Source organism: Fulverythrobacter ferritrahens (assembly GCF_020539485.1).
Classification (GTDB): Bacteria; Pseudomonadota; Alphaproteobacteria; order Sphingomonadales; family Sphingomonadaceae; genus Andeanibacterium; species Andeanibacterium ferritrahens.
Window position 1 is genome coordinate 193,545 of sequence record NZ_JACDXU010000002.1, and the last position, 25,048, is coordinate 218,592.

28 protein-coding genes are annotated in these 25,048 nt (G+C 63.5%); 15 read left to right on the forward strand and 13 right to left on the reverse strand.

What is annotated here, in order from left to right:
• Nucleotides 1-47 precede the first annotated feature (47 nt).
• Nucleotides 48-584 carry a TIGR00645 family protein gene (locus tag H0274_RS09100; protein ID WP_226794822.1) on the forward strand — a complete coding sequence of 179 codons (537 nt, stop codon included), beginning with the start codon at nt 48-50 and terminating at the stop codon, nt 582-584.
• Between the two features lie 54 nt (nt 585-638).
• Here the strand turns inward: H0274_RS09100 and H0274_RS09105 are convergent, their stop codons facing one another.
• The 3 genes from H0274_RS09105 to H0274_RS09115 form a co-directional block, all read right to left on the reverse strand.
• Entirely contained in the window at nt 639-2,465 is a 1,827-nt protein-coding gene (locus tag H0274_RS09105; RefSeq protein WP_226794824.1) for an AMP-dependent synthetase/ligase, read from the reverse strand.
• A 93-nt stretch (nt 2,466-2,558) separates the two neighbouring features.
• Nucleotides 2,559-4,307 (reverse strand): gamma-glutamyltransferase, encoded by a 1,749-nt coding sequence (gene ggt, locus H0274_RS09110; RefSeq protein WP_226794826.1) that lies wholly within the window; start codon nt 4,305-4,307, stop codon nt 2,559-2,561.
• 10 nt (nt 4,308-4,317) lie between these two features.
• The gene (locus tag H0274_RS09115; RefSeq protein ID WP_226794828.1) at nt 4,318-5,361 is read right to left on the reverse strand and encodes a quinone-dependent dihydroorotate dehydrogenase; all 1,044 of its coding nucleotides are present in this window, start codon (nt 5,359-5,361) and stop codon (nt 4,318-4,320) included.
• A gap of 409 nt (nt 5,362-5,770) precedes the next feature.
• On the opposite strand from H0274_RS09115, the gene H0274_RS09120 reads away from it, so the two are divergent.
• From H0274_RS09120 to H0274_RS09155, 8 genes are read left to right on the forward strand one after another with little or no spacing between them, the layout of a single operon-like run.
• A complete protein-coding gene (locus H0274_RS09120) occupies nt 5,771-6,229 on the forward strand; it encodes an RrF2 family transcriptional regulator (protein WP_226794830.1) in 459 nt (152 codons plus the stop codon).
• Nucleotides 6,226-7,707 (forward strand): Fe-S cluster assembly protein SufB, encoded by a 1,482-nt coding sequence (gene sufB, locus H0274_RS09125; protein WP_226794832.1) that lies wholly within the window; start codon nt 6,226-6,228, stop codon nt 7,705-7,707. The genes H0274_RS09120 and sufB overlap by 4 nt, the downstream gene beginning before the upstream one ends.
• Nucleotides 7,704-8,180, forward strand: a complete 477-nt coding sequence (locus H0274_RS09130; RefSeq protein WP_226794833.1) for an endonuclease domain-containing protein — start codon at nt 7,704-7,706, stop codon at nt 8,178-8,180. The genes sufB and H0274_RS09130 overlap by 4 nt, the downstream gene beginning before the upstream one ends.
• Nucleotides 8,181-8,187: 7 nt before the next feature.
• Entirely contained in the window at nt 8,188-8,928 is a 741-nt protein-coding gene (sufC, locus tag H0274_RS09135) for a Fe-S cluster assembly ATPase SufC (RefSeq protein WP_226794835.1), read from the forward strand.
• Entirely contained in the window at nt 8,928-9,668 is a 741-nt protein-coding gene (locus H0274_RS09140; protein WP_226794837.1) for a SufD family Fe-S cluster assembly protein, read from the forward strand. Before sufC ends, H0274_RS09140 begins: the two co-directional genes overlap by 1 nt.
• On the forward strand, nt 9,665-10,891 hold the full coding sequence (locus H0274_RS09145) for an aminotransferase class V-fold PLP-dependent enzyme (protein WP_226794839.1): 1,227 nt from the start codon (nt 9,665-9,667) through the stop codon (nt 10,889-10,891). Before H0274_RS09140 ends, H0274_RS09145 begins: the two co-directional genes overlap by 4 nt.
• Before the next feature lie 5 nt (nt 10,892-10,896).
• Nucleotides 10,897-11,406, forward strand: a complete 510-nt coding sequence (locus tag H0274_RS09150) for an SUF system Fe-S cluster assembly protein (protein WP_226795692.1) — start codon at nt 10,897-10,899, stop codon at nt 11,404-11,406.
• The gene (locus H0274_RS09155) at nt 11,403-11,762 is read left to right on the forward strand and encodes a HesB/IscA family protein (protein WP_226794841.1); all 360 of its coding nucleotides are present in this window, start codon (nt 11,403-11,405) and stop codon (nt 11,760-11,762) included. The genes H0274_RS09150 and H0274_RS09155 overlap by 4 nt, the downstream gene beginning before the upstream one ends.
• Before the next feature lie 15 nt (nt 11,763-11,777).
• Here H0274_RS09155 and H0274_RS09160 read toward each other — a convergent pair whose 3' ends face one another.
• Nucleotides 11,778-12,215, reverse strand: a complete 438-nt coding sequence (locus H0274_RS09160) for a hypothetical protein (protein WP_226794843.1) — start codon at nt 12,213-12,215, stop codon at nt 11,778-11,780.
• 22 nt (nt 12,216-12,237) lie between these two features.
• A complete protein-coding gene (locus H0274_RS09165) occupies nt 12,238-12,948 on the reverse strand; it encodes an EI24 domain-containing protein (protein ID WP_226794845.1) in 711 nt (236 codons plus the stop codon).
• A gap of 112 nt (nt 12,949-13,060) precedes the next feature.
• Here H0274_RS09165 and H0274_RS09170 point away from each other — a divergent pair, with 112 nt between their 5' ends.
• Nucleotides 13,061-14,056 carry an adenosine kinase gene (locus H0274_RS09170; protein ID WP_226794846.1) on the forward strand — a complete coding sequence of 332 codons (996 nt, stop codon included), beginning with the start codon at nt 13,061-13,063 and terminating at the stop codon, nt 14,054-14,056.
• Between the two features lie 80 nt (nt 14,057-14,136).
• Here the strand turns inward: H0274_RS09170 and purD are convergent, their stop codons facing one another.
• On the reverse strand, nt 14,137-15,444 hold the full coding sequence (gene purD / locus H0274_RS09175) for a phosphoribosylamine--glycine ligase (protein ID WP_226794848.1): 1,308 nt from the start codon (nt 15,442-15,444) through the stop codon (nt 14,137-14,139).
• On the opposite strand from purD, the gene xseA reads away from it, so the two are divergent.
• The 4 genes from xseA (at nt 15,443) to H0274_RS09195 (ending at nt 19,000) form a co-directional block, all read left to right on the forward strand.
• Nucleotides 15,443-16,846 carry an exodeoxyribonuclease VII large subunit gene (gene xseA, locus H0274_RS09180; RefSeq protein ID WP_226794850.1) on the forward strand — a complete coding sequence of 468 codons (1,404 nt, stop codon included), beginning with the start codon at nt 15,443-15,445 and terminating at the stop codon, nt 16,844-16,846. The two genes, purD and xseA, sit on opposite strands and share 2 nt — an antisense overlap.
• 27 nt (nt 16,847-16,873) lie before the next feature.
• On the forward strand, nt 16,874-17,077 hold the full coding sequence (locus H0274_RS09185; RefSeq protein ID WP_226794852.1) for a DUF2093 domain-containing protein: 204 nt from the start codon (nt 16,874-16,876) through the stop codon (nt 17,075-17,077).
• A gap of 128 nt (nt 17,078-17,205) precedes the next feature.
• Nucleotides 17,206-17,994 carry a M23 family metallopeptidase gene (locus H0274_RS09190; protein ID WP_226794854.1) on the forward strand — a complete coding sequence of 263 codons (789 nt, stop codon included), beginning with the start codon at nt 17,206-17,208 and terminating at the stop codon, nt 17,992-17,994.
• Between the two features lie 7 nt (nt 17,995-18,001).
• Entirely contained in the window at nt 18,002-19,000 is a 999-nt protein-coding gene (locus H0274_RS09195) for an esterase-like activity of phytase family protein (RefSeq protein ID WP_226794856.1), read from the forward strand.
• A gap of 103 nt (nt 19,001-19,103) precedes the next feature.
• Here H0274_RS09195 and rpmB read toward each other — a convergent pair whose 3' ends face one another.
• Complete coding sequence (rpmB, locus tag H0274_RS09200) at nt 19,104-19,391, reverse strand: 50S ribosomal protein L28 (RefSeq protein ID WP_226794858.1); 288 nt, start codon at nt 19,389-19,391, stop codon at nt 19,104-19,106.
• 140 nt (nt 19,392-19,531) lie between these two features.
• Here rpmB and H0274_RS09205 point away from each other — a divergent pair, with 140 nt between their 5' ends.
• Entirely contained in the window at nt 19,532-19,987 is a 456-nt protein-coding gene (locus H0274_RS09205) for a nucleoside deaminase (protein WP_226794860.1), read from the forward strand.
• A 32-nt stretch (nt 19,988-20,019) separates the two neighbouring features.
• Here H0274_RS09205 and H0274_RS09210 read toward each other — a convergent pair whose 3' ends face one another.
• The 6 genes from H0274_RS09210 to H0274_RS09235 all read right to left on the reverse strand — a co-directional run bounded on the left by H0274_RS09210 (nt 20,020) and on the right by H0274_RS09235 (nt 25,047).
• Nucleotides 20,020-20,775, reverse strand: a complete 756-nt coding sequence (locus tag H0274_RS09210; protein WP_226794862.1) for a ribonuclease T2 — start codon at nt 20,773-20,775, stop codon at nt 20,020-20,022.
• A complete protein-coding gene (locus H0274_RS09215; RefSeq protein ID WP_226794864.1) occupies nt 20,729-21,151 on the reverse strand; it encodes a hypothetical protein in 423 nt (140 codons plus the stop codon). The genes H0274_RS09210 and H0274_RS09215 overlap by 47 nt, the downstream gene beginning before the upstream one ends.
• A complete protein-coding gene (gene nadC, locus H0274_RS09220; RefSeq protein WP_226794866.1) occupies nt 21,148-22,011 on the reverse strand; it encodes a carboxylating nicotinate-nucleotide diphosphorylase in 864 nt (287 codons plus the stop codon). Before nadC ends, H0274_RS09215 begins: the two co-directional genes overlap by 4 nt.
• A 108-nt stretch (nt 22,012-22,119) precedes the next feature.
• Entirely contained in the window at nt 22,120-22,917 is a 798-nt protein-coding gene (locus H0274_RS09225) for a LytR/AlgR family response regulator transcription factor (RefSeq protein WP_226794868.1), read from the reverse strand.
• Nucleotides 22,914-24,152, reverse strand: coding sequence for a sensor histidine kinase (locus H0274_RS09230; protein ID WP_226794870.1), 1,239 nt, complete (start codon nt 24,150-24,152; stop codon nt 22,914-22,916). Before H0274_RS09230 ends, H0274_RS09225 begins: the two co-directional genes overlap by 4 nt.
• Nucleotides 24,153-24,309: 157 nt before the next feature.
• Nucleotides 24,310-25,047 (reverse strand): DsbA family protein, encoded by a 738-nt coding sequence (locus tag H0274_RS09235; RefSeq protein ID WP_226794872.1) that lies wholly within the window; start codon nt 25,045-25,047, stop codon nt 24,310-24,312.
• Between the last annotated feature and the right edge of the window lies 1 nt (nt 25,048).

Sequence of the window (25,048 nt, forward strand, 5' to 3'; positions counted from 1 at the left end):
TCGGCTTTGCGGATGACAGGGCGGGCATGGCTGGCTAAGCGGCCATCATGCAAGAGGATCCCAACGCGCCCCTTCGCCCGCTGCCCTTCCTGATCTTCGGTTCGCGCTGGCTGCAACTGCCCCTCTATCTGGGGCTGATCGTTGCCCAGTGTGTCTATGTCTATCTGTTCCTGAAGGAACTGTGGCACTTGATCACCCATGCCGCCAATTTCAGCGAGCAGGAGATCATGCTCGTTGTGCTGGGCCTGATCGACGTGGTGATGATTTCCAATCTGCTGATCATGGTGATCGTAGGCGGTTACGAAACTTTCGTTTCCCGCCTCGGCCTGCAGGGCCATCGGGACCAGCCCGAATGGCTGAGCCATGTGAATGCCGGCATCCTCAAGGTTAAGCTGGCCATGGCGATCATAGGCATTTCCTCGATCCATTTGCTGCGCACCTTCATCGAGGCAAATGCAATCGGGACTCCCGGGGCCCGACTGACCGAGGCGGGCGTTATGTGGCAGACGATCATCCACGGGATGTTCATCGTCTCGGCTATCGGCATTGCCTATGTCGACCGGATGACCCAGCACAAGCACTGAAGCCCCTGAACAGGGGCGTCGGCTGACTATGCCGCCGATGCCGAAACCCGAACCTCAAGCCTTGTAGAGGGCGTCCAGCCGCTCGCCATAACGGCCACGGATCATGTGCCGGCGGATCTTGAGGCTGGGCGTCATCTCGCCATTCTCAATCGCAAAGGCTTCATCCGCGAAGGCGAACTGGCGGACCTTCTCCACCACGGAAAGATCCTTGTTCACCCGGTCCACCGCTGCACGGATCGCGCTCTTGAAGGCGGGCAGTTCCTGCAGGGAGTGCAGGTCGAACTTCTCGTCATTCGCGCGCGCCCATTCCAGGGCCCATTCCGCGTCGGGCACGATCAGGCCCACGATATAGGGCCGCTTGTCGCCCACCACCATCGCCTGGGCGATCTCGGGCTGGAGCGTCAGCATCCCCTCGATCTTCTGGGGCGCGACATTGTCGCCCTTGTCGTTGACGATCATGTCCTTCTTGCGATCTGTGATGACGATGCGGCCCTGCGGGTCGAGATGGCCGATATCGCCCGTATGCAGCCAGATCGCGCCGCTGGGATCGATCGGGTTGGGCTGCAGCGCCCGCGCGGTTTCAGCCGGGTTTTGCCAGTATCCCTGCATTACCAGCTCGCCGCGAACGAGGATTTCGCCATCCTCCGCAATGGCCACTTCCACGCCCTTCATCGGGGGGCCGACCGTATCCATCTTCAACCCAACCTTGGGCCGGTTGCAGCTGACCACCGGGGCAGCTTCCGTCTGGCCATAGCCTTGCAGCATGGTCAGCCCCATGGATTGGAAGAAGGTGCCGACATCGGGATTGAGCGGAGCCCCACCCGATACCAGCGCCTTGATCCTGCCGCCGAAGCGCTGGCGGATCTTGGGCCGCAGCGTTTTTTCCAGCAGCAGGTTCATGGGCATGTCGCGCAGGCGGCGGCGCCCGGCGAACGACAGTTCTCCGATGCGCAGGGCGCGGTCCATCAGGAAGTTGGCCACCCTGCCCTGTTTTTCCACCTGCTTCATGATGCGGGTGCGCAGCACTTCGAACAGGCGGGGCACTACCACCATGATGGTGGGGCGCACTTCCTCGATATTGCTCGCCAGCTTGTCGAGCCCCTCGGCGTAATAAATCTGCGCGCCAAGGCCGATGGGCAGGAACTGCCCGCCCGTATGCTCATAGGCATGAGACAGGGGCAGGAAGGAGAGGAACACTTCCTCGTCCCAGCCGAAATCCTCCACCAGCAGGTCGGCCGCACCGCTCACATTGCACAGGATCGCGCCGTGGGACAGCATGACCCCGCGCGGCGCGCCGCCGGTGCCGCTGGTATAGATGATGCAGGCCGTCACATCGCGGCCGATCCCGGCCAGGCGGGAATCCACCGCTGCGCGCGCGGCAACGGGATCGCCCGCCAGCATGTCGGTCCAGGCGTGGAAGTCGAAGGTGCCGGACTGGTGGCGGTTCAGGCTGTCGACGCCGATCACATGCTCGGCCATGCCCGATGTCATCACTGCGGGCAGCAGCGGCTTGGCCAGTTTCTCGTTTGAGACGATCACCACGCGTGCGCCGGAATTGTCCAGCACATGCTGGTGGTCGCGTTCCGTATTGGTAGTGTAGGCGGGCACGGTGATGCAGCCGGCAGCCATGATGGCAAGGTCAGCAATGCACCATTCGGGCCGGTTCTCGGAGACGAGCGCCACCCGGTCCCCTTCCTTCAGGCCAAGCCCGAGCAGGTTCTCCGCCAGCAGGCAAACGGCCTGCGCTACTTCGTTCCAGCTCCGGGAGTGCCAGCCTCCCTCCTGCTTGGCCCACAGGAACGGTCGGTCGCCCAGTTCGTCTGCCCTTTGCAGGAACAGAGTGACCAAATTGTTGGCCGACCCGAAATCGGAAAGCTTCATAGGCAAATCCCCTCGCGCCCCGTAACCCTCCCGGGAGCCTTTTATCGAGATGTAAGCGTGCTTTGAGCGAGCGACAAGCACGCAGAGGGCGCGTTATTCGCCCACCCAGGCGCCCGCGCTGCGCGGATCAGCCGCGCCGGTCCAGCCAGTGGCGGTGCGTTCGGCCGCATTGGCCTTCAGCGGCAGCGCGCGGGCGATGATACTGCGGTGGCCGAATGCTTCCAGCGCGGGCTTCATACCTTCCAGCGCAGTGCCCGGTTCGATGAACAGCGTGTCACCAGGGGAATAGAGCATCGGCAGGGCAATCGCATCCTGAGCGGAGAGATCCCAGTCGATCCAGCCGATCAGTGCCTTGGCCACCTGCACCGGAATGGTCGGGCCGCCCGCCGCACCAATCGCCAGCACCAGCCTGCCGTCCCGGTCATAGACCAGCGTTGGTGCCATGGAGCTGCGCGGGCGCTTGCCCGGCTCCACGCGATTGGCCACCGGTTGCCCGTCCTTTTCAGGCGAGAAGCTGAAATCGGTGAGTTCGTTGTTAAGGTAATACCCACCCACCATCAGGCCCGATCCGAAAGAGCCCTCGATCGTGGAAGTATAGCTGACAGCATCGCCCCAGCGGTCGATGGCCACGAAATGGGAGGTGCCATGTTCCTCCGGCTCGTCGCCATCGGCCCAGCTCAGCTGCGGGCCATCCATCGGCGGGGTTCCGGCGCTGACATTCGCCATGGTCCTCTCGGGCGAAATCAGTGCGCCCCGGCTGGCCAGATAGGCATCGTCCACCAGCCCCTTCACCGGCACCGGTACGAAATCGGCATCGCCCAGATAGAGCTCGCGATCGGCAAAGGCGAGGCGCTGGGATTCGGCGAACAGGTGCCAGGCCACAGGTGAATCCTTGCCCAGAGCATGGAGATCGAACCCTTCCAGCTGTTTGAGGATAGCAAGTACGGTGGTCGCGCCCGAGGAAGGCGGGCCCATGCCGCAGATCTTGTAGCTGCGATATGTGCCACAAATGGCCGGACGCTCTCGCGTGGCATATTGCTCTATATCGCTCGTCACCATGCCATGCAGATGGGGCGTGGCGGCGGCTGTTTCCACGGCGATGGCAACTGCGTTATCGCCCGTATAGAAAGCGTCCGGCCCTTCCCGCGCGATCTTTTCCAGCGTGGCGGCGAGCGCCGGGTTCTTCACCAGCGTGCCCACAGGCAGCGGGTCGCCCGCCGCATCATAGAACAATGCCCGGCCTTCCGGCTGGGCGGCGGCGCGGTTCTTCGCGTTGACCAGGAATTCGTGCAGCCGTTCATTGATGACGAAACCGTCGCGCGCCAGCGTAATGGCGGGCGCGAACAGGGCCTTCCATGCCAGCTTGCCGTGGCGCTCATGCGCATCGGCAACCATGCGCAGATTGCCCGGCACCCCCACGCTGAGGCCGGACATCACAGCTTCCATGAAGGGGCGGGGCTTGCCGTCCCTGTCCAGGAACCAGTCGGGCCCCGCAGCCATTGGCGCGGTTTCCCGCCCATCCAGTGTCTCCACTGTGCCATCCGGATTGCCCAGCACCATGAAGCCGCCGCCGCCAATGCCCGAACTTTGCGGCTCGACCACAGTCAGCGCCAGCATGGTGGCGATGGCTGCATCGGTGGCACTGCCGCCTTGGCGCAGCATCTGTGCCCCGGCCTCCGCCGCGCGCGGATCGGCCGCGCTTACCACCCCTGCCGTCTGGGCCGCTGTGTGGGATGGGGATGGTGTCGGGGGCGTGCTGGCCAGCGCCGCACCGCTATCGCCAGTGCAGGCCCACAGGGCCAGGGGAAGGAGCAGGGCGGCGGAAAGGCGTTTATTCAGCATGAGCCGTGCCCTATTCGCTCCCTACTGCCTCTTCAATGGAGCTGAAGCCATCCCGGCGCATCAGCGCCTCGATCCCGCGCGCAATCCGGCGGGCGATCCCCGGCCCTTCATAGACCATGGCCGAATAGAGCTGCACCAGGCTGGCCCCGGCCCTGATCCGCGCCCAGGCATCTTCCGCCGTGGTAATGCCGCCCACACCCACCAGCGGTATCGTGCCGCCGGTCGCCCTGCGGAAATCGCGCAGGCGCTGCTGGGCCAGATCGCGCAAGGGCGCGCCGGACAGCCCGCCACTTTCTCCGGCATCGCGTGATTTCAAGGGCGGACGCGAAATGGTGGTGTTGGAAACAATCAGTGCGCCCAGCTTCCGGTCGATCGCGATGCGGGCAATCGCATCCACATCAGCGGGTTCCAGATCGGGCGCCACTTTCAGGAATACCGGCGGGGGTTTGCCATGGGTGGCTTCACTCGCCCCATCAATCACTGTGTCGAGCAGCTCCGCCAGCGCCGCTTCGTCCTGCAGCGCCCGCAGGCCGGGCGTATTGGGGCTGGAAACATTCACGGCCAGATAGGTCGCCAGAGGCGCCATGATCCGCGCCATCACTCCATAATCGGAAATGCGATCGGCCGAATCCTTGTTCGCGCCAATATTGATGCCCAATACGCCGGGGTTGCCCGCGCGGGCGGCAAGCCGCTCATGCGCGATTTCCGCTCCCTTGTTGTTGAACCCCATGCGATTGATCACCGCGCGATCCTCCGTGAGGCGGAACAGGCGCGGCCGGGGATTGCCGGCCTGAGGCAGCGGCGTGATCGATCCGACCTCCGCAAAGCCGAAGCCCAGCCCCAGCAGGGCGTCGGGCACTTCGCCATCCTTGTCGAAGCCTGCCGCCATGCCGACGGGATTGGGAAAGCGGATGCCTGCAACTCTGGTGGCCAGCGGTCCATCCAGGGCGGGCGATGCGCCATGAGGCAGCATTTTCAGCGCGCCCAGGGCAAAGCCATGGGCCGTTTCCGGATCGAGGGCGAACAGGGCGGGACGGATCAGGCGGAACAGCATGGTTTTGCCGGTTATGGCAAAGCGCGCGCCCTGTCGATGGGCCTTGCAGGGCGGGCCGAGCCTGTCGCCCAACGATGGTTAACCATTTAACAATAGTTACGATTTCTTTGCGCTGTCACCCAATAGTCACGCCTTCTGTCGCTTTCTTACAATTACTGTTCACCTTTCCTCACTAGAGGGTGAGATGCGACCCGAAGGGCTCGATGCAGCAATGCTATCGAGTTCTCAACTTACCAGGGCGGCTTTCCCTAGCGGGAGGCCGCCCTTTTTTCGTCGGTTTTCCGCGAATTTCAGCGCAGTTCTCGCCCGATCCAGGCATTGCTTGTTGCAATGCGGCGAAGCATCCCTAGATGAAACCGGAACGAATCACTCTGAATTGCAGGGATGACATTTCCGCAAGGGAAGGCAGATGCGACTTTCGAGCATGGCCGATTATGCCGTCGTCACGATGAGCGCCGCCGCGCGCCATTGTGGGTCCACGTCGCTTGTCGACGCGGACGGACGAAAGCGCGCGCGTGTATCGTCCGCGCAGCTGGCCGATGAAACCGGCCTGCCCGTGCCCACGGTGCAGAAGTTGGTCAGCATGCTCAGTGCCGCAGGGCTGCTGCGCTCGGTGCGCGGGGCCCATGGCGGGTTGCAGCTCGCGCGTCCGGCAGCGGCGATCTCCATCGCCGATATAGTGGAAGCAGTGGAAGGGCCTATCGCGCTGACGGCCTGTGTCGATCATGGCAAGCAGGATTGCGCGCTTGAATGTTCCTGCTCGGCCCGCCCGCATTGGAGTGCGGTGAACGCGGCGATGCGCGGTGCGCTGGCGGATGTGCCGCTCAGCCGTTTCGTGGCCCAACCGCCCAAGGAAGCAGTATTGTGACGGACGAAACCACCCTGCGCGATCAGGAAGCCCGCGAAGCCGCGAAGAAGCTCGAAACCTACGAATGGGGTTTTTCGAGCGATATCGAACAGGAATTCGCGCCCAAGGGGCTGGACGAGAATACCGTTCGCTTCATCTCGGCCAAGAAGAACGAGCCGGAATGGATGCTTGAATGGCGCCTCAAGGCCTTCCGCCTGTGGCAGACCATGGAAGAGCCGGACTGGGCCAAGCTCTCCATTCCGCCGATCGATTATCAGGACGCCTATTATTACGCCGCGCCCAAGCAGAAGACCGAGCTGAAATCGCTCGACGAGGTCGATCCCGAGATTCTGCGTGTTTACGAGAAGCTGGGCATTCCGATCGAGGAACAGAAGGTTCTCGCCGGGGTGGAAGGCGCGCGCAAGGTGGCGGTGGATGCCGTGTTCGACAGCGTTAGTGTGGCCACCACCTTCCGGGAAGAGCTGAAGAAGGCCGGCGTCATCTTCCTCTCCATCTCGGAAGCGATCCGCGAATATCCTGAGCTGGTGAAGCGCTGGCTGGGCAAGGTCGTGCCTCAGCATGACAATTATTTTGCTGCGCTTAACTGCGCGGTCTTCTCTGACGGCACCTTCGTCTACATCCCCGAAGGGGTGCGCTGCCCGATGGAGCTTTCCACCTATTTCCGCATCAATGCGGAGAATACGGGGCAGTTCGAACGCACTCTGATCGTGGCCGACAAGGGCAGCTATGTGAGCTACCTTGAAGGCTGCACGGCCCCGCAGCGCGACGAGAACCAGCTCCATGCAGCCGTGGTGGAACTGGTCGCGCTCGACGATGCGGAGATCAAATATTCCACGGTCCAGAACTGGTATCCGGGCGATGCCGAGGGCAAGGGCGGAATCTACAATTTCGTCACCAAGCGGGCCTTGTGTCAGGGCAAGCGTAGCAAGGTCAGCTGGACGCAGGTGGAAACCGGCAGCGCGATCACCTGGAAATATCCCAGCTGCGTGCTGAATGGCGAGGATTCGGTGGGCGAGTTCTACTCCGTCGCCGTCACCAACAATCACCAGCAGGCGGATACCGGGACCAAGATGATCCATAACGGCGCGCGCAGCCGTTCGACCATCGTGTCCAAGGGCATCAGCGCAGGCAAATCGAACAATACCTATCGCGGGTTGGTGCGCGTCGGCGCCAATGCCGATGGCGTGCGCAACTTCACCCAGTGCGACAGCCTGCTGCTGGGCGACAAATGCGGTGCGCATACCGTGCCCTATATCGAGGTGAAGAACCCCTCCGCCCAGATCGAGCATGAGGCGACGACCAGCAAGATCAGCGACGATCAGCTGTTCTACGCCATGCAGCGCGGGCTGGGTCAGGAAGAAGCGGTCGCCCTGATCGTGAACGGCTTTGCCCGCGAAGTGCTGCAGCAATTGCCGATGGAATTCGCCGTGGAAGCGCAGAAGCTGCTCGGCATCAGCCTTGAAGGAAGCGTTGGATGACTGCCGCCCGCTCGAAACTGACTCTCGGTGCCCCGCGAGAAACGGCTCCGGCCGACCGCACCCGCGCCTGGAACGTCTCGCCCGCCCGGGCCGAAAAACTGAAGGAACGTGCGCGCAATATGCGGCTCAATCCCACCCCGGCGCAGGCGCTGCTGTGGGAACGGATCGGCGAAAAGCAGCTGGGGTTCAGCTTCACCCGCGAAGTGGTGATGGGCTCCACCATCGTTGATTTCGCCTGCCGCCCGCGCTGGGTGGTAGTGGAAACCGGCGGTACTGAAGGCCCCGAAGCGACCCTGGCGGAACTGTCCGACCGCAAGCTGACCGAGGTGGGCGTGCGCGTGCTGCGCTTTTCGGAGGAACAGGTGCTGGAAGACATCGAGACGGTACTCGCCGCGATCCGCGAGGAACTGAACAAGCCCTTCGAAAAGCCGAAAACCGCCCGCGCACCCCGCCGCGCCCGTCCGCAATATTGAGAAGACCATGCTGAAGATTGAAAACCTCCACGCCGAAATCGACGGCAAGCAGATCCTCAACGGGCTCACCCTGGAAGTGGGCGCGGGCGAGGTGCATGCGATCATGGGGCCCAACGGCGCGGGCAAGTCCACGCTGGGCTATGTGCTGGGCGGCCGTCCGGGCTATGAAGTGACCCAGGGCTCCGTAACCTTCAAGGGGCAGGATCTGCTGGCACTTGAACCGCATGAGCGGGCCGCTGCCGGCATGTTCCTGGGCTTTCAATATCCGGTAGAGATTCCCGGCGTCAGCTTTGCCCAGTTCCTGCGTGAGGCCGTGAATGCCCAGCACAAGAGCCGCGGGGAAGAGGCGCTTTCGGGCGGCGAGTTCCTGAAGCTGGCCAAGGAAAAGGCCGGGCTGCTGCGCCTCGACATGGATATGCTCAAGCGCCCGGTGAACGTCGGCTTTTCGGGTGGCGAGAAGAAGCGCGCCGAAATGGTCCAGATGGGCATTCTCGACCCGTCCTTTGCCGTGCTGGACGAAACCGACAGCGGCCTCGACATCGATGCCCTGCGCATCGTGGGCGAAGGCATCAATGCGATCATGCGCGCGCCTGACAAGGCTGTGCTGCTGATCACCCACTACCAGCGCCTGCTGGATTACGTGAAGCCTGACGTCGTGCATGTGCTCGCCAAGGGCCGTATCGTGAAGACGGGCGGGCCGGAACTCGCGCTCGAACTCGAAGAGCAGGGTTACGAGGCGGTTGCCTGATGCGCGGCGCGCTCTCCACGCGTGAAGAAGATTGGCGCTATGCCGATCCCGACTGGCTGGCTGCTGCCGATCCGGTGGCGCTCGCTCAATGGCGCGAAGTTGACGTGCCGGCAGGCGCTGCAATCAGCGAAACGCGCGAAGTCGCTGCCGGTGTCGAACGGCTGCGCGTCCATGTCGGGCGCGGGGGCAGTTTCGCCCTGTTCTGCATCAATGCTGCTGGGCCCTATGCCCGCGCCGAAGTGGAAGTGACGCTGGAAGAAGGCGCGCATTTCGAATTCGGCGGCGTGACCCTGGGCGGGGGCGATACCCGGCAGGAATTCGTCACTCGCGTGGTCCATGCTCACCCCTATGCCACCAGCAACCAGACGGTGCGCGCGGTGCAATGGGGCCGCTCCACCGGCAATTTCCTTGGCCGGATCGAAGTGGTGCGCGATGCGCAGAAAACCGATGCGGCCCAGAATTTCCGCGCGATCCTGCTGGAAAAGGGGGCTTCGGCCAACACGAAGCCGGAACTCGAAATCTACGCCGACGATGTGAAATGCGCCCATGGCGCGGCCATCGGCGCGCTGGACCAGACGGCGGCTTTCTACATGGCGGCACGCGGCATCCCGCCTGAAACGGCGCGCAAGCTGCTGATCCGCGCCTTCGTGGCCGATGCCTTCGCGGCCATCGAGGATGGAGACATGCGCGAGCAGATGCTGGAAAAGGCGCTTGCCGCCTTGGGGGAGGAGGCGCTGTGACCACCGAAACCCTTACCCGCAAGGCCGATTTCCCGGGCTTGCTGAACGCGGATGGTGGTGAATGGCACTATCTGGATACGGCGGCTACGGCGCAGAAGCCGCAAGCCGTGATCGAGGCAGTGTCCCGCGCGCTGGGGGAAGATTACGCCACGGTCCATCGCGGCGTTTATTCCCGCTCCGCCGAAATGACGCTCGCTTATGAAGAGGCGCGGCGCAAGGTGGCCCGCTTTATCGGCGGGCAGGAGGACGAGATCGTCTTTACCCGCGGCGCGACCGAGGCGATCAATCTCGTTGCGGCGACCTGGGCAATCGCGAACCTCAAACAGGGCGACCGCATCCTGCTGTCGGTGCTGGAACATCATTCCAACATAGTTCCCTGGCAGTTTGCGGCAGAGCGCACCGGTGCAGTGATCGATGTTTGCCCCTTGACCGAGGATGGCCAGATCGATCTGGACGCGGCGGAAGCCATGCTGACGCCCGCTCACAAGCTGGTAGCCTTCGCGCATGTCTCCAATGTGCTGGGTTCAGAACTCGATGCCGCCCGTGCGGTTAAGCTGGCCCATGCGGTTGGCGCGAAAATCCTGCTCGACGGGTGCCAGGCCGTGCCCCGGCTGAAAGTGGATGTTGAAGCTCTGGGCTGCGATTTCTACGCTTTCTCGGCGCACAAGCTCTATGGCCCCACGGGTATCGGCGCCTTGTGGGCCCGCCGCGCGATTCTGGCGGATATGCCCCCCTATCAGGGCGGCGGCGCGATGATCGAGCGAGTGACGTTCGAGCGGACCACCTATGCCCCTGCCCCTCAGCGTTTCGAGGCTGGCACTCCCGCTATTGCCGAGGCCATCGGTTTCGGCGCGGCGGTGGATTATCTTTCCGCCATCGGGCTTGATGTCGCCGAAGCGCATGAGCGTGAACTCGTGGCGAAATTGCGCGGTGAATTGCGCGCGATGAACAATGTCACCCTGTTCGGGCCGGAGCGTTCGGCCGGGATCGTCAGTTTCATGCTGGATGGCATTCACCCTCATGATCTGGGCACGATTCTGGATGAGGCGCCGAATGGTGGGGGCAGTGTGGCTATCCGGGCCGGGCACCATTGCGCGCAGCCCCTGATGGATCACCTGGGTGTGCCCGCCACGGCGCGGGCCAGCTTCGGGCTCTACAGTGATGAAAGCGATATTGCGGCCCTGCTGGCCGGTATCGAACGGACCAAGAGGATTTTCGCCTGATGTCGATGACCGCACGCGAGGAAGCGGAAAAGGGCTTCACCGTGGAAGAAGTTACCAGCGTGGACACGCCGCCGCGTGCGCGTGTGGATTTGGAAAACACACCCGATGCACCGCCTGCAGAGAGCGCTGTGGACAAGCTCGAGCGCAAGCGCGACTATCTCGAAGGCTTCCTCGCGCAGAAGCCGGAAGGCACCGGCGCGGGTGAGCCCGGCGGCGCCTTGTACGAATCGGTGATCGGCGCGCTGAAGGATATTTACGATCCGGAAATCCCGGTGAACATCTATGATCTCGGCCTGATCTACGGTGTGGATCTGTCGGAAGATGGCGATGCCGTGATCACCATGACGCTCACTACCCCGCATTGCCCGGTGGCCGAAAGCATGCCGGGCGAAGTGGAACTGCGCGTGGGCGCCGTGCCGGGAATTCGCGATGCCGAAGTCAATCTGGTGTGGGATCCGCCATGGGACCCGGCCAAGATGAGCGACGAAGCCAGGCTGGAGCTTGGAATGCTATGACGACCGAGACACCGACCCGCCAACGCCCTGCCGCCGTGCTGCTTACGCCCGGTGCAGAGGCGCGTATCGCCGAACTGATGAAGAACGCGCCCGAAGGCGCGATCGGTGTGAAGCTTTCCACTCCGCGCCGGGGCTGTTCGGGCCTCGCCTATTCGGTCGATTACGTGAACGAGGCCGTCCCGTTCGACGAGCGGATCGAAACGCCCGGCGGCACTTTCTTTATCGACGGTGCCAGCGTGCTCTATCTCGTCGGCTCTACGATGGACTGGAAGGAGGATGATTTCTCCGCCGGTTTCGTGTTCGACAATCCCAATGCCAAGGGTTCCTGCGGCTGCGGGGAGAGCTTTACGGTCTGACCTCCAGGGGTCTTCTTACCGCTTGCGAAGCGCCTCCACGCAGGATGCGCGGTCTACATCCTGCCCGTCGCTTCCGCGCCTTGCGTCCACATGTGTGGCTACCGGATCGCCGCCGCCCCTCGGCGGATAGAGATAGATGTCCAGCACGCAGGCCTTGCCCGAGAATTGCAGCTTGTGGACATCACCCTCGAACAGGTCGAGCCGGGGTTTGCCGAACTGGCGCAGCAACGCGGCGGCATTGGCGCCGATTACGCCTTCCAGCCCCGGAATATGCATGACCTGCGGTTCCGGACGGGGCCGGGGAACCACTTCATACTGAACGGGCGGGCGAGTATCCTTCCCCGGGGCGGGCTGCGGCTTGCTGCGCGGGGTCGGCACGGTGCCGCTACAGGCCGTAAGCAGCAGCGCCAGCATGGAAACCAGCGCGAGCCCGGCAAAACCCTGACGGGACATCTGTCTCTGACGGGGCATTGACCTAAGACCGGACATTGAGCGCTTTCTCCCTGGCGTGAATCAGATGTGCCGCGCTGGCCGCGCCCAGAACCGGGGCAAGGAAATTGACGAAGGGGACGGCCAACAGCGCAGCGGTAACCCCGCCCAGCACGAAACGCTCCGCCGCCGTAAGGGGCGCGGGCGCGCCTTCTGCGTGGCGGTGGCGCAGCCATACCATGTCGGACAATTCCCGGCCCAGCAGCACGCCATTTACGGCCCAGAACAGCAGGGCTGTGCCTACTCCGGTTACCAGCAATGCCAGGGCGAAAGGCAGAACGATCAGATTGGCGATCAGCGCGCGGCCCATCGCGGCAAGACTGGTCGTCAGTTGCTGGTGCAAGGGAAGGTCGCGCGCGCGCAAGGCCGCGTCGGGATAATAGCGAGCTTCCACCGCCAGCACGGCTTCATCGGCGTAGAATGAGATCACGCCCATCGCGATCACCCGCCACAGCAGCCACCCGGCGATCAGGGTTATGGCGAGCGATACTACGCCCCGGACACCTCCGGCCCTGGTGAAGGCGGCATCCTGCAAGCCCGCCCAGGCGAGCAGCCAGTCAAGCGCGATCCAGCCTGCCCAGCCCAGCACGATGAACAGCACAAGGCTGACCGCCGCCGTCTTGGCCAGCAGGCGCAGGATGCGCGGATCGGCGAGTTGGCCCAGCGCGCGCAACATTGCGGAAAGGATGGCTGCCATCGGGCTTGCGATTGCGCGCCCGGCGCGGCAAGTCAACGGCGCCTTTGCCGCCGTCATATTGCTGCGGTGCTTCATTCGGCAGGGCGAGCGCTAATTCGGACAAAGGATTTCCATGACCAAGCCCCGTTATGACGTGATTGCCATCGGTAATGCGATTGTCGATGTGATGTCCCCTTGTGACGAGGAGCTGATCGTCGAACTGGGCATGGCACGTGGCGGCATGACGCTGATCGACGATGATCGCGCGCGCGACCTTTATGCGGCAATGGGCCCCGCGCGGGAGATTTCCGGCGGTTCGGCTGCCAATACGCTGGCAGGGCTTTCCGCGCTGGGGCTGCAATGCGCCTTTATCGGCCAGGTGGCGGACGATCAGCTGGGGGAAGTCTTCGCGCATGACATTCGCGCAGTGGGGATCGATTTCGATGTGCCCGCGCGCCCCGGCAGCCCCTCTACCGGGCGCTGCCTGATTTTCGTCACGCCCGATGGGCAGCGCACGATGAACACCTTCCTTGGGGCGTCGCATTATCTCCCCCGCGAATCGCTGAATGTCGATGCGGTGGCCGATGCGGCGGTTCTCTATCTTGAAGGCTATATGTGGGACCCGGTCGAGCCTCGCGCCGTGATGCGGCAGGCGATCGAGGCGGCAAAGGCTGCCGGCCGCAAGGTGGCCTTCACCCTGTCCGAAGTCTTCGTGATCGATATGCATGGCGCCGATTTCCAGGCGCTGATCGACGACGGGCTGATCGATATCCTGTTCGCCAACCACCACGAACTGGCCGCGCTGACGGGTGAGGACGATCTGGAAGCCGGCATCGCCGCGCTTTCTCCCAAGGTTCCCTTGCTGGTCGTCACGCGCAGCGCCGAAGGCGCGGTGGCTATCGCTGGCGATGAACGCGCGGAAGTGAAGGCAGAGCCGATCGACGAAGTGGTCGACACCACCGGCGCGGGCGATCTGTTCGCGGCGGGCTTCCTGGCCGGGCATGTGCGGGGCGAAAGCCTGACCCGCTCCCTCGAAATGGGCGCGGTCGCTGCTGCGGAAATCATTTCCCATTATGGCGCACGGCCCGAGGCCGATCTGGCCGAGCTGATGCAGAAGCGTTTCGGTTAAATAGGAAGATTTGGTGCCGCGCCTTCGGGCGCGGCATGAATTATCGCCATTGCGAGCATGGGGCCCGCAATGGCGTAAAATCAGCCCAGGCGTTCGCGTGCGGCCTCGCGGGCCACTTCGCGATAGCCGATATCGTGGCGATAGAAGCCGGTGGGGAAATCGATGGCCGTCACCGCGCGATAGGCGGCAGACTGGGCTTCGCTCACCGTATCGCCCAGCGCCGTGACGTTCAGCACGCGCCCGCCATTGGCCACCAGATTGCCCTCGGCGTCCAGTGTGGTGCCTGCATGGAACACTTTCGCGCCGCCGGCTTCTGCTGCCTCGATATTCCGGATGGCTCCGCCCTTTTCGGGTTCCGCCGGATAGCCATTGGCAGCCATCACCACCGTCAGCGCCTTGCGAGGGGAAAGCTTGGCTGGCTCCATTGTGCCCAGGCGATTTTCCGCACAGGCCAGCAGCAGTTCGCCCAGATCCGAATCGAGACGCAGCATCAGCACCTGGCATTCAGGATCGCCGAAGCGGCAATTATACTCGATCAGCTTCGGCCCTTCTGGCGTCAGCATCAGCCCGGCATAAAGCACGCCGGAATAGGGTGTGCCTTCATCCGCCATGGTCTTCACGGTGGGGGCGATGATTCGCGAGATCACTTCGCCGCGCAACGCCGCGTTCAGGACAGGTGCCGGGCTGTAGGCGCCCATGCCGCCCGTATTCGGCCCGGTATCGCCATCGCCCACGCGCTTGTGATCCTGTGCGGAACCGATCGACATGATCGATGCGCCGTCAGTCAGCACGAAGAAGCTCGCTTCCTCGCCGGTCAGGAATTCCTCGATCACCACCTCGGCCCCGGCCTCGCCAAAGGCGCCGCCGAACATATCTGCCAGCGCTTCCTCGGCAGTCGCCAGGTCTTCCGCGATGACCACGCCCTTGCCCGCAGCCAGCCCATCCGCCTTCAGCACATAAGGCGGCTTGAAGCGGCCCAGTGCTTCCAGAGCCTCGGCCAGCGATTTGGTGCGGACATAGCCCGCAGTGGGAATCCCGGCGCGTTCACACAGATCCTTGGTAAAGCCCTTGCTGCCTTCCAGCTGCGCGGCAGCCTTGCTGGGCCCGAATACGGGAATGCCTTCGCCGCGCAGGCTGTCAGCCAGCCCGTCCACCAGCGGAGCCTCAGGGCCGATCACTACCAGTCCGATGCCTTTTTCCGCGCAGAGCGCGATCACGGCGGCATGGTCCGTCACGTCCAAGGACAGCAGCGTGGCATATTGGGCTATGCCGGGATTGCCGGGCGCGGCATAGAGCACGCCCCCTTCCGAAGCGATCAGGCGGGATTGCGCCAGCTTCCAAGCCAGCGCATGTTCGCGTCCGCCCGACCCCAGCAAAAGGATATTCATGTCCGGCCCTTCATTCATTAACGACGATGTTCAGGCCGGTCTCGTAGCGCGCGGCAACCCCGGGGACAACGCCGAGCCGCTCTCCATCACCGAGATTTCGGCCCGATTGAAGCGCGTGGTGGAGGATCGCTTCGGCTTCGTGCGCTTGCGGGGCGAGCTTTCGGGGGTGAAACTGGCGGCTTCGGGCCATCTCTACTGCCGCCTCAAGGATGAGAATGCCCAGATCGATGCCGTGATGTGGCGCGGCAGCGTGCAACGCCTGGCTTTCCGCCCGGAAGACGGGATCGAAGTGGTCGCTTCGGGCAAGCTCACCACCTATGCGGGCCGGTCTTCCTACCAGATCGTGATCGAAAGCATGGAAATCGCGGGCGAAGGCGCGCTGCTGGCCTTGTTGGAGAAAACCAAGGCCCGGCTGGAGGCCGAAGGGCTGTTCCGCCCCGAACGCAAGCGCCCCCTGCCCTTTCTGCCCCGCACTATCGGAGTGGTCACATCGCCCACCGGCGCGGTGATTCGCGATATTCTCCATCGGCTGGCCGATCGCTTCCCCAGCCATGTGCTCGTGTGGCCGGTGCTGGTGCAGGGGCAAGGCTCGGCCGAACAGATCGCGACTGCGATTCGCGGCTTCTCCGCATTGGCGCCTGGTGGCCCCGTTCCCCGGCCCGATCTCGTGATCGTGGCTCGCGGCGGCGGCTCGATCGAGGATTTGTGGAGCTTCAACGAAGAAATCGTGGTGCGGGCCATTGCCGAGTGTTCGATCCCGGTGATCTCGGCAGTGGGGCACGAGACGGACACCACCCTCGCCGATTTCGCGGCTGATCGGCGCGCGCCTACCCCCACTGCCGCTGCCGAGATGGCCGTGCCGGTGCGAGCTGAACTGGCCGCCACGCTGGATGAATTCGCCTTGCGCAAACGCCGTGCGATCCTGCGTCCCGTGTCACTGGGCCGGGAGCGGCTGGAAGCGCGCGTGGCCCGCCTGCCCCGGCCGGAAGTGCTGGCGGCGCAGGCGGCGCAGCGGCTTGACGATCTGGGCGAACGGCTCAGGCGCGGCCTGGCGGACCGGGCGCGGCAGGCAGATGGGCACCTGCAGCTGGCCTCGGTCAGGCTCACCCCCGCCCTGCTCACGCGCCCCATGGCCCAGAGGCAGGACAAGCTCGATGCATTGGATCGCCTGCGCCTGCAGCTGGACCCTCGCGCCCCGTTAAGGCGCGGTTATGTCCTGGTAAGCGATAGTTCTGGCCATGTTGTGAAAACGGCTGCGGATGCCCGGCGGCATGCGCTTCTCACTCTGGAATTCGAGGATGGGAAGCTGGAAGTATCGACAGGCGATACTCCGCCTCCAGCGGCGAAACGCCCGTCAAAATCGGGCAAATCCTCGCCGGGGGAACAGGCGGAATTGTTCTGACGGCCCAGGATTGTTAGAGGCAGGCCCATGTTGATGTCATCGCGCGGAAACCCCGCCACTCTCATTTACGGTCCCAACGGCTTTCGCGTCGCCAAGCCGGGCAAGTTCGTGATCTGCGCCGTTACTGGCGAGGAAATCCCGCTCGAAGCGCTTCGGTACTGGAGCGTGGACCGGCAGGAAGCCTATGCCAGCCCGGAAATCGCCACGCGCCGCCTGCTGGGCCAGGCGTGAAGGCGGGCCGCCGCGCCTCCTTTCTTGCGGCGTTGTTCCTGCTGACCGGTTGCGGAGATGGCGGGCCCCCGCCCCTTGCATCTTCCCTGCCTCCAGCAGTTCCCGCGCCTGAACCCTCGCCCCTGCCGGTGGCATTGCCGGTCGTGCAACCCCTGCCCGCCAGCATCGAATTTGGGGGTGAGCTGACCCAGGGTGGCTGGATGCGGGGCACGCTGCCCGCCAACACGGTGGAAGCGGTTCTGGACGGCAAGCCCTTTCCCTTCGCAGCGGACGGTTCCTTCTTCGCCGCTTTTGACAGGGATGCAGGCACCAGTGCCCGGTTAAGCGTACGCCTTGCCGACGACCGGGTGATCGAGCGGGAGATCGCCATATCCCCGCGCAAGTGGAATATCGAACACGTCAACGTCGCCCGCTCCCCTGGCGGCACGGGCGCCGATTTCATGAAGATCCGCGAGCCCGAACTGGCCCGGATCGCTGCCGCGCGCCAGATACGCTCCGATGCGGAAGGCTGGCGGCAGAGCTTCGTCTGGCCCGCCAAAGGCCGCATTTCCGGGCGTTTCGGTTCCCAGCGCATCTATCGGGGTGAACCGGGCAGCTATCATTCCGGCCTCGATATCTCCACCGGCACCAGCGGCACACCTTTTGTCGCGCCGGCGGATGGGGTGGTGATTCTCGCGGCGCAAACCCCCTTGAGCCTGGAAGGACATCTGCTGATGATCGACCATGGCAATGGCCTGAACAGTGCCTTCCTCCATTGTTCGGAAATCGCGGTGAAAGAGGGTGACCATGTGAAGCAGGGGCAGGTGATCGGGAAGATCGGCATGAGCGGGCGGGCCACCGGGCCACATCTGCACTGGAGCCTCAAATGGCTCGATTCCCGGCTCGATCCGCTGCTGTTCCTCGGCCCGATGCCCTGAGGCATTCATGCGCCGCCCGTCCCGCGTTGTCCTCGCCCTCGCGCTTGCGCTCGGCCTCGCTCCGGGGATCGTGTGGCGCAGTGGGCCCCCACGGTCCGATGACAGCCAGAGCATGGCCTATCTCCGCCTGCCTGTTCCCACGGGTGAGGAAGCGCGGATCGGGGGAAGCGGCAGTCCCGTCATAACCGGCGCCTGGCGGATGGAGAGCCCCAACACCCAGTTCGGCTCCTATTCGGCTCTGCTTGCTACCCATGGCTGGTTCCTTTCCTTCAGCGATCAGGGAGGCTTCCTGCGCGCGCCTTTGCCCGGTCGGCGGGGCAGCGTGGAAATCGGCCGGGCTTTGTCGGGTGCGGGTGATTTCAAGCAGATGCAGGATATCGAATCGGCCACTGCCGACCCAAAAACGGGACGCATCTGGCTGGGCCTGGAAGGGCGCAACGCCATCATTCGCCTGGAAGCGGACTTGTCCGGCGCAAAGGTGGTCCAGCCAGCTGCGATGCGCCATTGGCAGGGGAATGGCGGCCCGGAATCCCTGCTGCGACTGGATGATGGGCGTTTTCTGGTGCTGGCCGAATCGGCGCTTTCATGGAAGGCGAAGGGTAGCCCTGCCCTGCTCTTTCCCGGCGATCCGGTGGAAGGGGCGGTGCCTGAAGAGTTTCTGTTTTCTCCGCCTGAAGGCTATCTGCCCACGGATATGAAGCAATTGCCCGATGGGCGTGTGCTGATCCTGCTGCGCGGGATAGGGCTGCTGCCGCCGCGCTTCACGGCCAAACTGGTGTTGGCCGATCCGGCCCGGATTCGCGCCGGTCAACCATGGCCCTGGCGGGAGGTTGGGACGATCGAGCGGCCTTTCCCGCTCGACAATTATGAAGGGCTGGAAGTGACGGGCGGCGAGGATGGGGCACCGCTGACCTTGTGGATTATCTCTGACGATAATGCAGGCGAATTGCTGCAACATAACGTGTTGCTGCGCCTGTCCTGGCCTGTGCCCTCAAGCGAGACCTAAACGGTCAGATCTTCACACCAGAACAGGAGACGCGAAAAAGCGCGCGGGGATGCCGCGCGCTTTTGCAATGCTCTGGATTGGCTGGCCCCGCAGGGCCGAAGAATCAGGCGGCGACCTGAGTCTTCTTCAGTTCGCGCTTCACCTTGAGGGCGCGCGGGCTGAGCTTTTCGTCCGAGGTCTTGAGCAGCCAGTTGTCGAGGCCGCCATTGTGCTCGACCGAACGCAGACCATGGGTCGACACGCGGAACTTGAAGCTGCGGTCCAGCTTTTCGCTCAGCAGCGTGACGTTCTGCAGGTTAGGCAGGAAGACGCGCTTGGTCTTGTTGTTGGCGTGGCTCACATTGTGGCCAACCTGGCGGCCCTTGCCGGTCAGTTCGCAGATGCGCGACATGGTTCTCTCTCGTTCGAATTGCTGTCGGGATGTCCCGGAAAGCGGCGCGCATAGCGGCCAAGCTCCGAATCGTCAAGCAATCCCGGCCCTTGATCGTGCCCCGGTTGCGATCCCCGACGTTGCGGGGTAGCGATCCGGGCATGACCCGATGGCCGCTTCCAGACCCGATGGCCCGCGCGCTGGCGCTGGCGCGTGAAGGAGCGGCCGCCGGGGAAGTGCCGATCGGGGCGGTGATCGTCAAGGATGGCCGCGTGATTGCTGAGGCGCATAATGCCCCTCGCACGCTGAAAGACCCCACCGCCCATGCCGAACTGCTGGCGATTCGCCGGGCGAGCGAGGCCCTGGGGGCAGAGCGGCTGGAAGGCTGCGAATTGTGGGTCACGCTGGAGCCCTGCCCCATGTGCGCGGGCGCTATCTCCCACGCCCGAATCGCCCGGCTCTATTATGCCGCGCCCGATCCCAAGGGCGGCGCGGTGGAACATGGTGCGCGGGTGTTCGAGCAGAAGCAGTGCCTCCACCGGCCCGATGTTTATTCCGGCATGGGCGAGGATGAGGCGGCAGGGTTGCTGCGGGATTTCTTTGCCGCGCGGCGATAGGCGGCGTTTTACAATCCCCTCTACAATCCCCTCTACAATCCACGCCAGATCTTTGCGGGCACCTGGTTCGCCGGGCCGAATTGCGCCTTGGTGCAGCGGGTTGGGCGAAAGGCCTTGTTGTAGCAAAGGCGGATTTCCTCCAGCCACCCTCCCTTGTTCAGCCGCACGCCGATCTTGTCGGGCGTGAAGGCCGGGGAAGCGTCTGCCAGGGCCTGACGAATCGCCCCGGCAGTCAGGCCGGGCTGTTTCGAGAGGCGATCAAGGTCGGGCAGTGTGAGCGAGGACCATAGGCCACGTGCAGTCTTGAAATAGGCCTCCGGGCGCTTTGCCATGCAGGAGCCATGCTTGGCCCACTCATGGGCGATCAGTGCGGCAGATGGCGTCATGCACAGGTTCTGGCGGGCGATCTGCGGGGTTACCTGAAGCTTGGTGGGGCACCATTGCGGCCAGTTACCGCCCTTTCCTTCCGGCCACAGCCCATGCAGGACGAGGCCGAAACGGCCGTTTCTGCCGCCACACTGGAAATTGTCGGCAGCCTTGGCCTTGCGGGTGCGGCAATATTCGGGGGACCAGCTGAGGGCGAGCGTATAGTGCGTTGGGGCGGCCTGCCTGGCCGGCCCATCGGGCACCGGTTTGGGAATGTTGAAGGCTGCGCCGGGGACGCGGCATTGATAGGCTTGCGCCAGTGCCGCGCCCGGAAGCGCGGCCAAGGCGGCGGCGGCGATGATGAGAACCCCACCCCTAAGCGAGCAGCTTGGCATCGCCAGTCCTTCGGGTAAACCAGCCATGGGCTGAGCGGGTGAAGAGGAGTGCGACTGCCAGCGGCTTCAGCACCATGGCGGCAAGCCAGAGAGGGGACAGCAGTCCCATGGCGGCGGCGGTCGGAATGCTGATGAGGCTTCCCAAGGCCATCAGCGTCACAAGCCAGCGGGCGAATTTGGCGCGCAGGAACCAGATCAGCGAAATCGGGATCAGGGCAATGGAAAGGCGGGCGGACAGGATCACGATCATGGCGTCGTGATCGAGGCGCAATCCGGGGAGCCAGATTTCCAGATAATCTGCCTCGCGATGGAGGTCCCGCATTCCGTCGATAAAGGAACAGCTCGCCTGCACGAGAAACAGCACCGCGAACAGCCGGATCGAGGCCGGGCGCCGCGTTTTCATAAGGGCGTGAAATCGAGCCCGATATCGGCGGCCGGGGCGCTCTGGGTCAAGCGCCCGACCGAGACGTAATCCACCCCGCTGGCCGCGATGGCGCCGATAGTGGCGAGCGTTACGCCGCCGGAAGCTTCCGTTGCGGCCCGTCCGGCGACCATGGCAACGGCTTCGCGCAGGGTTTCGGGGTTCATATTATCGAGCAGCAGATGGCTGGCACCGGCCTGCAGTGCCGGTTCGATCTGGTCGAGCCGGTCAATTTCGCAGATGATGTCCTTTACCCCCGCATCGCGTGCCCGGCGCACCGCTTCTCCCACATCGCCTGCGACGAGGACGTGATTGTCCTTGATCATCGCTGCGTCCCACAGGCCCATGCGATGGTTTTGCGCGCCGCCCATGCGGGTGGCGTATTTTTCCAGATGGCGCAGGCCGGGAATGGTCTTGCGTGTGTCGAGCAGCTTGGCCTTCGCGGTGCCCATGGCGCGGACAAAGTCGCGCGTCATGGTGGCGATGCCGGAAAGGTGCTGTACCGTGTTGAGCGCGCTGCGCTCTGCCGTCAGCATCGCCCGGGCGTTGCCCGAAAGGCGCATGATGTCTGACCCGGCAGGTACTTCTGCGCCTTCTGCGGCAAGGATTTCGATTTCCATTTCCGGGTCGAGCAGGCGGAAGAACGCAGCGGCGATGGGCAGGCCCGCCACTACGATCGGATCGCGGCTGTCCATCACGCCGGAAAAGAGGGCATCGGCGGGAATTACGCTTTCGGCGGTAACGTCATGCCCGCCGCCCGGCAGGCCCACGCCCAGATCCTCATCCAGAGTGGCGCGAACGAAGGATGCGAGGTCGAAGCCGGGAAGTGTGAAACTGGTCATTGGCGACGCTTAGAACGCCATGCCGCCCAAATCCACTTCGTCATTGTGGGGAGTGGAAGCAATCCACGGCGTGAGGCCCTGGATTGCTTCTTTCGGCTCGCAATGCCCTTAATGAACGAAGCGGGCCACCACATCGCGATAGGAGCGGCTGACCTTCACCTGTGCGCCGCTTTCCAGCACAAGGAAGCATTCGCCATTGGTGTGGGGCTTTACCTGCCGCACCTTGTCGAGATTGACGATGGTGGAGCGATGCACGCGCTGGAAAGTGCGCGGGTCCAGCCGGCGTTCGAGATCCTTCATGGTTTCCCGCAGGATCAGCGAATTGTCGCCGGTATAGATACACATATAGTCGCCCGCGGCCTCGATATGCTCGATCGAATCGACGTCCACGCGGAAGATCTGGCCGCGATCCTTGACGTTGATGAGCTTCTCATAACGGGATGCGGCGCCATCATCTTCCTCGACGAGGTTTTCGACCGCATCGGGGGCGACCTCGGCAAGCACTTCCTTGAGCTTCTCAGCCTCTTCGGCGGAGCGCTTCTCGGCCAGACGGGTGCGCACGCGCTCCATCGTGTCGGCCAGCTTGTCCACGTCCACCGGCTTCATCAGATAGTTCACCGCATTCGCCTCGAAGGCGCGGATCGCATGTTCCTGAAAGGCGGTCACGAAGACGAACAGCGGCGGCTCGATCTCCATCACGCCCTTCACCACGGAAAATCCGTCAAAGCCGGGCATCTGGATGTCGAGGAAGACCAGATCGGGCTTCTCGGTCTTGATCTTGCGGATGGCCTCGCGCCCATTGGCGCAAGTGTCGATCACTTCGACGTCGGTGAATTCCTGGAGCCGCAATTGCAGGCCCTGGATGGCGAGTTTCTCGTCATCAACGATGATTGTGCGGATGCTCATGCGCCAAGCCCCATTTCGCGTTGGACGGGTTGCTGGCCCTGATTGGATTGGGCGCCTTGCGGTGTGTATCCGGCCTGTGCCGGCTTGCTCTGCGGTTTCGGCAGGGTAGTTGTCTCCTCTTGCTCGGCCGCTTCATATGGGATCTCGATCACCACAGTGAAACCGCCTTGCGCCGGTGTACGGGTCTCGAAGACGTGATCGTCACCATAAGCCTGGGCCAGCCGATCCCTGATGTTGGTCAGCCCAACCCCGGTAGAAGACATCACGCCCGCGCTACCCGGGCTGTTGCCGGAGAAGTTCGCCCCCATGCGCGCGCTTTGCAATCCCGGGCCGGTGTCGGCCACGGTGACGCGAAGCCTTTGCCCGATGAGCCGCGCCGAAATGCTGATCTCCGCCCCTTCCTCCTGCGGAGAGACGGCATATTTGATCGCATTTTCAACCAGCGGCTGCAGCAGCAGCGACGGCAGCAAGGCATTGCGGGTTGCATCGTCGATGCGAAATTCGGTGCGCAGCCGCTCCTCGAAGCGCATCCGCTCGATGTCGAGATAGAGCTTCAGGGTCTCCACTTCCTCTTCCACGGTCACCATGCTGCCCGGTTCGTTCACCAGAGTGTGGCGCAGGAAGGCTGAAAGGCGAGTCAGCATCGCATTGGCGGGCTCGGTCTGCTTGAGCAGCACCAGCGTGGAGATGGAGTTGAGCGTGTTGAACAGGAAATGCGGATTGAGCTGATAGCGCAGCATCGCCAGCTGGGCGGTGGTTGCCTGCAGCTGCATCTGGGCGAGCTGATCGGCATTCTCTTCCGCCTGCAGGAAGTAATTGATGGCATAATACAGTGCCGACCATGCGCCCAGCAGGGTCATGTCGATATAGAACACGCCCAGGAACAATTGGGCAAAGCTGGCGTCGCTGGTAGGCCGATAGAGCCCGATTACCCAGGCATCGATGAAGCAATAGAGACACACTGCCACACCCAGCGCCAGCGGGCTGAAGGTCCAGGTGATGACCGGCCGCCGATGGATCAGCTGGCGATAGACTACAGACAGCAACAGGCTGATCGAGAAGCCCGTGATCGCTGCGATCAGGATGATGACCAGGAAGCTGAGCGGCTGGGAATTCGCCAGCGCGGAGACCGAGCGGAATACGAAAATACCGCCCCAGCCGGCGAACTGGAGATGCCAGAAAGCCCGGCTCTTGTTCGCGAAGAACGGGGTCGGTTGTGAAGGCAGCACGGCCATGGTGATGTTCTAGCCCAAAATTCGCCTGAGCGTCAGAATGTTTTGCGTTGCCTCGTGCAAGGAGTCCCCTGGATTGTGGGGAAATTGCCCGGTCGGTCCCAAACGCTGGCGTGGCTTGCCCGGTCAGCCCGGGCCATGCCGATTGCGGGAATGGAGTTTATTTGCCGGCACTTGCCCGCGCGATGGCTGCTGCCAGCGCATCGCGCGACTGGGCGCCTGAAAGTGCTTCGTTCCCGATTACCCATGAAGGAGTTCCGGTGAAACCGATCGCTTCGGCAATGCGCTGGTTGTTCTGGATTTCGACCTCATATTTGCCGCTGGCGATGTCGGCTTTGGCTTTTGCCAGATCGAGCCCGGCTTCACTGGCGGCTGCATCGATAGTGGCCGGCACGACCTGGTCCTTGGCGAACATCGCCTTGTGGAAGGCGGCGTAGCGCCCCTGATCGGCAGCGGCCAGCGCCATGCGCGCGGCATCGTCGCTATCGGGGGAGATCACCGCCTCTTCCCGGACTACGACCTTCAGATCCTTGTTCGCGGCGATCAGAGCTTCCACTTCCGGAACGCTGAGGCGGCAATAGGGGCAGGCATAGTCGGAAAATTCGACCAACACGATCTTGCCGTTGGGATTGCCCAGCACCGCGCCTGGATAGGGGTTTTCGATCGCCCCGCGCAGCGGCGCCAGCCGAGCCTGCATCTCGCGCTGCTGCAGGCGTTGCATAGCCTCGGGCAGGATTTCGGGATGATCCAGAATATAGTCACGCACGATGGTTTCGGTCGCCCCGCGCCCCGCGCCGGTGGCTTGCCACGCCCAGCCGCCGGCAAAGCCGAGCAGTGCGGAACCGAAGACGATTGCCACGATGGGCAGGATGCCGCCGAAGCGTGATGAAGAAGCCATG